The sequence below is a fragment of the Synechococcus sp. H70.1 genome (genome assembly GCF_047502705.1).
GTDB lineage: Bacteria > Cyanobacteriota > Cyanobacteriia > Thermostichales > Thermostichaceae > Thermostichus.
This window is the reverse complement of record NZ_JANSIV010000087.1, coordinates 1-5,539: the sequence shown is the minus strand read 5'-3', so window position 1 is coordinate 5,539 and position 5,539 is coordinate 1. Positions and strand designations below refer to the sequence as shown.

General features: G+C 61.7%; 7 protein-coding genes. 1 reads left to right on the top strand and 6 read right to left on the bottom strand.

Annotated features, from left to right (window positions below):
* From NW827_RS06460 to NW827_RS06440, 5 genes are all read right to left on the bottom strand, one after another.
* The coding region (locus NW827_RS06460; protein WP_414503465.1) for a hypothetical protein at window positions 1-260 on the bottom strand (260 nt) is incomplete at its 3' end.
* A gap of 173 nt (window positions 261-433) precedes the next feature.
* Window positions 434-1,030, bottom strand: coding sequence for a response regulator (locus NW827_RS06455; protein WP_414362358.1), 597 nt, complete (start codon window positions 1,028-1,030; stop codon window positions 434-436).
* Window positions 1,031-1,136: 106 nt separating this feature from the next.
* Window positions 1,137-1,727: a pentapeptide repeat-containing protein gene (locus NW827_RS06450; RefSeq protein ID WP_414503464.1), complete on the bottom strand. Its 591-nt coding sequence runs from the start codon at window positions 1,725-1,727 to the stop codon at window positions 1,137-1,139.
* Between the two features lie 75 nt (window positions 1,728-1,802).
* On the bottom strand, window positions 1,803-2,681 hold the full coding sequence (locus tag NW827_RS06445; RefSeq protein ID WP_414362356.1) for a DNA-formamidopyrimidine glycosylase: 879 nt from the start codon (window positions 2,679-2,681) through the stop codon (window positions 1,803-1,805).
* 25 nt (window positions 2,682-2,706) lie between these two features.
* Window positions 2,707-2,934: a photosystem I reaction center subunit IV gene (locus NW827_RS06440; protein WP_414362355.1), complete on the bottom strand. Its 228-nt coding sequence runs from the start codon at window positions 2,932-2,934 to the stop codon at window positions 2,707-2,709.
* Window positions 2,935-3,409: 475 nt separating this feature from the next.
* On the opposite strand from NW827_RS06440, the gene NW827_RS06435 reads away from it, so the two are divergent.
* Window positions 3,410-3,562: a chlorophyll a/b-binding protein gene (locus tag NW827_RS06435; RefSeq protein WP_011429120.1), complete on the top strand. Its 153-nt coding sequence runs from the start codon at window positions 3,410-3,412 to the stop codon at window positions 3,560-3,562.
* 244 nt (window positions 3,563-3,806) lie between these two features.
* Here the strand turns inward: NW827_RS06435 and NW827_RS06430 are convergent, their stop codons facing one another.
* On the bottom strand, window positions 3,807-5,477 hold the full coding sequence (locus NW827_RS06430) for an NAD+ synthase (RefSeq protein WP_414404376.1): 1,671 nt from the start codon (window positions 5,475-5,477) through the stop codon (window positions 3,807-3,809).
* Between the last annotated feature and the right edge of the window lie 62 nt (window positions 5,478-5,539).

The window sequence follows — 5,539 nt, the reverse complement described above, 5'->3', positions numbered from 1 at the left end:
ATCTTGGCCCGCGCCCGGTCGATGGCGGCGTTTAGTTGTCGGCTAACCGTCTGCCCCGCCCGTTCCACCTGGGTTTGGATATTGCGCTGGGTGGAGCGGGTGAGCAGGCCCACCGTTACCAAGCTCAACACCAGTACAATCAAGATGGCGACCGGTAGAACAAAGCCACGCTCGCGGATCCTGCGCCGATCCACCGGGATCTTCAGAGAGCCAAGCAGACGCAGGGCAAGCTTGAGCAACAGCGGAGAAGGAGCAGACATAGCCGTACGCGGGTAAAGGCTACCAGGATAGCAACAGTATGCAAGGGATCCCGATTGCAGACATCCCCACCTCTGGGGGGAACCGCCGGGCTGCCCAAGCGCTCCGCCCGCTCACGCGACCACCCCCGGCCCCTCTCCCTCAGGGAGAGGGGAGGAGGATAGGGGCTCTGTACTTAGAGAATTCCCAGTTGTTGCGCCTTGAGCAGAGCAGTGACACGGTCGGTGGCGCCCAGCTTGCGGTAGGCAGTGCTGGCGTATTCTTTCACGGTTTCCACGCTGAGGCCCAGGCGGCGGGCAATCTGCTTGTTGGCCAAGCCTTGGCTCATCAGTTGCAACACACAGAGCTCGCGGGGGGTAAGCTTGGGCAACTCTTGGGAAGCAGGCAGCCAGTCTTGGTCGGGGTTGGCCAAGATCTGGCGAAGAACGCGGGCCAGCTCCGCCGGGTCAGTTTCTTTGGAGAGGTAGCCTTTGGCCCCCGCTCGTCGCGCCGCCTCGATCAGGGCCGGCTCCTGAAAGGTGGTCATCATCACCACCACCACCGACAGGCCCAGCTCAACAATCTGCTGGCAGGCCAGGATCCCATCTCCATCCGGCATGCGCACATCCAAAATGGCCACCTCGGGAGGGTTGTGGCGGCAGTACTCAACGGCCTGGGATCCCGTCTCCGCTTCGGCCACCACCTCAAATCCTTGCGCTTGCAGGGCAAACTTTAGCCCCAGCCGAAATAGGGGATGGTCGTCGGCAATCAGAACTCGCACAGGGGAACTCATGGCAGGGGATCCCGGCCAGGGAGAGAGCTAAGCTTAATCTGCCCAAAAAGGGAGCTAGCCCAAGCGCTCCGCGCCGCTAACGCCACCACCCCCGATCCCTAGGGAGCTAGTTTTTCACAAAGACCATGCCGTGGGCGCTGGGGCTAAAGGTGGGATCCAGTTGGGTCTGGGCGTTGTACAAGGCGCCAGTTAGATCGGCTCCCTCCAGAAAAGCTCCCCGCAGGTCGGCCCCGCGCAGATCGGCCTGGATTAGGTTGGCTCCTGTCAGGTCAGCGCCGGCGAGAATGGCCCCGCGCAAATCCGCACCGCTGAGGTTGGCTACCTGAAGGTTAGCCCCTGTGAGATTGGCCTGCTGCAGGTTGGCTTGCCTGAGGTCCGCCTCCCACAGAAAGGCCCCGCCCTGATCCGTGCTGCTCAGGTTGGCGCCGCGCAAATCGGCCAAGTTGAGGATTGCCTGGGAGAGGTTGGCAGCTTGCAGGTTGGCCTGCTTGAGGATGGCTTCTTTGAGGTTGGCCCCCCGCAAATCCACGCCTGGCAGCTCCGCTCCCGTTAGGTCGCAGGCGGGGCAATCTTTGCTGGGGGCAACAACTTGGGATCGGCCCAGTTGGGCATCCAGCTCCAGTTGAGCAAAAACAGGAAGTGCCGGGATCCCGACCACCCCGCCGAGGAGACCGACCCAAAACTGGGGCCATGCCATCTTTTTCACCGGGATCCCTCTCTCACCGTCGGCCTCTCTCCCTCTGGGAGAGGGGAGCTGGGGATCAATCTAGAACTATAGCTGCTTGCGGGGGATCCGCCATCCAGTTGCCACCTGGCCTGGGGGCGGCTGGCAGCGGGGGCAAAAGTGGGCTGAGCGGCCCGCCAGTTTAAGCCGCTGAATGGGGGTGCCACAGAGGCGGCAGGGATCCCCTTCCCGACCGTACACCCAGGCTTGACCTTGATAGTTGCCGTTGAGCCCACGCAGATCCCGGTAATCGCGCAGGGTGGTGCCCCGCTGCTCCAGCCCAACCCGCAACACCTCGATCAAAGCTTGCCGCAGGCGGCTTTTGGCAGCGTCGGAAAGCTGTGAGGCGGGCGTCAAAGGGTGAATGCCGCTCAAAAACAGGGCCTCATCAGCGTAAATGTTGCCCACCCCCGCCACCAGCCCCTGATCCAGCAGGGCAGTTTTGATGGGGCGGCGGCTCTTCTGCAAAGCCGCTTGGAAATAGATTTCTGAAAAGGCTGGCGACAGCGGCTCCGGCCCCAAGCTCTGCAGGGCGGGGATCACCGTCTCCGGCTCCACCCCGGCGGGCACCAGCCACATCTGGCCAAAGGTGCGCAGATCAACAAAGCGCAGCTCCCACCCCTGCTCCAGGCGCAGCCGGACGCGAGTATGAACCGGCAAAGGCGCGGATCCCTGAACCCAGAGCAGTTGCCCGGTCATGCGCAGATGCACACCCAGAACCGCTCCGGAGTCCAGGGATCCCAAGAGATACTTGCCTCGCCGCTGCCACTGGGTCAAACAGGTACCAGCCAGCCCCTGCTCAAACTCCTCTTTGCCAGGGTAGGCCACGGTGCGAGGGAGAAGCACCTCCACCGCCAGGATGCGCAGACCTAGAGTAAGGCGCTGCAGATCCCGCCTGACGGTTTCAACCTCGGGCAGCTCGGGCACAGGACAGGAAGGCCAAAAACTTGGTTTACTTGGCAGAGGTAGCTTTGGCTTTGGGCTTGGGCTCTTCCACCACCTCCAGCTCGTCCTCGCGGAAGTTGTTGGTGTTGATGTTGTAGTAGTTAACCTTGTCAAAGCGGACGATCACCGGGTAGAGGATGCCACTGGTATCCACCGCTGCCACCGTCCCCACATCCCGATACCAGTAGGATTCTTTCCGCAACACACGGACTTTGGCACCACGCTGAATCGCCATAGGGGTTTTCTCCGTTGACCTGCACTTCAGATTACCCTAGTCGGTGGGACGGCTGCGATTTCCGAACTTTTGTAACAGGGATCCCTGCCGTTCTGGGCTAAGGGGAGGAACACAGCAGAGTAGCTTGGTAGCCCTTCGTCCCGCTAGCGCGAAAGGACTCCGTCCCGCTAGCGCGATTACTGGGGGGCAGAAAAGCCTTCGAGCGACTTGAGTGCACCTACCCTGCTGAAAAACCCGGACAGTGCCGAAAGCCAGTCAGTAAGCGGAACCTTGAGGCTTTGTCTCTAGGAACGGTCTAGAGGCGTCTTGACAGCGCCTTTACGGGTCCAACTGTGGACTGCGTAAGCATCCCCCGACCGGGGGTGTGTCAACGGTTGCCTAATCGTCTTCTTGCAATTATGAAGAAATGCAAACTATACTAAAGGGCAGGGAGCGTTCTTCCAGATTTGCCCCAGAGCACCCAGCGGAGGTTCCTATGTCCAACCCCAACCTGTCTGAGCCCAAGTTTGGCTTTAACGAATATGCCGAGCGTCTCAACGGTCGCGCAGCCATGATTGGCTTTGTCCTGGCCATTGTCATCGAGGCGGTGACCGGCCAAGGCGTCGCCTCTTGGCTGGGGCTGATCTAGAAAACTTGGCTTGCGGCAACCCCCCTCTCCTTGAGGGAGAGGGGGGAGCGAGGGCAAAATCAAGTAAACCACCTGCCTCCAACTGAGCAGACTTTTGGTAGCCCTACAGTTGGCAAGCCAACCGCGAGCCTCTGGACTGGTTTACCTTCAGCTCCAATCGACCGTTACCAGTGCCCAATACCGCGTTATGCGGCCTTCTTCCTGGCCCTGACCCTACGGGTAGAAGGCAGGGCCTCTGCAGTTTCTAGCTGATCCCTTCCTGGCGTTTGGCAATGGGCATGCGCCAGCCGGTGCCAAAAGCCCGATCGGTAACCCGCAGTCCCGGAGGGGCTTGGTGGCGCTTGAACTCGGCATTTTGCACCAGCCGCAGCACCTGCTGTACAGTATCGGCATCAAACCCTTGGGCCACCAGCTCGGCAGCGGATTGGTGCTGTTCAATGTGCCGCTGCAGGATGGCGTCCAGCACGTCGTAGGGGGGTAGGCTGTCGCTATCTCGCTGGTCCGGCCGCAGCTCTGCCGAGGGGGGCTTGGTGAGGATGGGAAGAGGGATCCGCTCCTGCTGCCGGTTGATCCAGCGGGCCAGGCGGTAGACCCAGGTTTTGGGCACATCGGAGATCACCGCCAAGCCGCCGGACATATCCCCGTAGATGGTGCAGTAGCCCACCGCCAGCTCCGACTTGTTGCCCGTGGTCAAAAGCAGCCGGCCAAACTTGTTGGAGAGGGCCATGAGCAGGGTGCCGCGGATGCGGGACTGCAGGTTCTCTTCGGTGATGTCGGGGGGGAGGCCAGCAAAAGGCTCGGCCAGGAGATGGTGGTAGCTCTCCATAATCGAGTGAATGGGCAGCTTTAGGGTCGGGATCCCTAGGTTTTGCGCCAGTTGGTAGGCGTCCGTCAGGCTGCCGGGACTGGAATAGGGAGAGGGCATGAGCACTCCCAGCACCCGCTCTGGCCCTAGGGCGTCGGCGGCAATGACGGCAGTAACAGCCGAGTCGATCCCTCCCGACAGGCCCAGCAACACCTCGCGAAAGCCACATTTGCTGACGTAGTCGCGGGTGCCCAAAACCAAGGCTTGGTAGAGCTCCGCTTCCGGCTCTGTTGGCCAGCGGGATTCCGGCGGGCTGGGTTCCTCATCACGGGGATGGAGCAGCGCCTCCACATCCACGATGAGCCGATCCGGCGCAAAAGCAGCGGCTTGGGCCACCAGCCGGCCGCGGCCATCTAGGGCGCAACTGGCCCCGTCAAAGATGAGGTCGTCGTTGCCTCCCACCTGGTTGACATAGAGGATGGGCAGGGCGTGCTTGCGGGCTAGGGATCCCAGCATCTCCACCCGCAATTTTTGCTTGCCCAAGCTAAAAGGGGAGGCGGAAAGGTTAATCAGCAAATCGGCGCCGCAGCGGGCCATCTCTTCTACTGGATCGCGGTGGTAGCGGCGGTGCTGCCAGAAGTCGCGGTCGTTCCAGATGTCCTCACAGATGGTAAAGCCCAGTCGGCGGCCCCGGTACTCAATGGGCGGGGGCGGGGATCCCGGCTCGAAGTAGCGATCCTCGTCGAAGACATCGTAGGTGGGCAGGAGCGACTTCTGAAACCAGTGGCGGATCTGCCCCCTTTCCAGCCAGGCTGCCGCATTGTAGAGGGGCCGCCCCTCCGGCAGAGGGTTGGGCTGCACGGATCCCACCACCACCGGAATGCTCTCCTGCAGCCGGGCGGCCAACTGCTGCAAAACTTGGCCGGCCCTCTCGATGAGAGCTGGATAGAGCAGCAGATCCCGGGGTGGGTACCCCAACAGGGCCAGCTCAGACGTAATGGCCAGCTCCGCTCCTGCCGCCGCCGCTGCCTCGACCGCCGCACGGATGCGTTCAGCATTGCCGCTGAGATCGCCAACGGTGTAGTTGAGTTGCAACAGCGCTACCTTCACTTGGATCCCCTTGGCCGAGAACGGTTGCCCGGCAAATGGCAGACTCCACGATGATAGGCCAG

Excerpts from the sequence above, each read along its gene's own strand:
- NW827_RS06455 (WP_414362358.1), bottom strand. The coding sequence starts at position 1,030 with ATGAGTTCCCCTGTGCGAGTTCTGATTGCCGACGACCATCCCCTATTT.
- NW827_RS06450 (WP_414503464.1), bottom strand. The coding sequence starts at position 1,727 with ATGGCATGGCCCCAGTTTTGGGTCGGTCTCCTCGGCGGGGTGGTCGGG.
- NW827_RS06440 (WP_414362355.1), bottom strand. The coding sequence starts at position 2,934 with ATGGCGATTCAGCGTGGTGCCAAAGTCCGTGTGTTGCGGAAAGAATCC.
- NW827_RS06435 (WP_011429120.1), top strand. The coding sequence starts at position 3,410 with ATGTCCAACCCCAACCTGTCTGAGCCCAAGTTTGGCTTTAACGAATAT.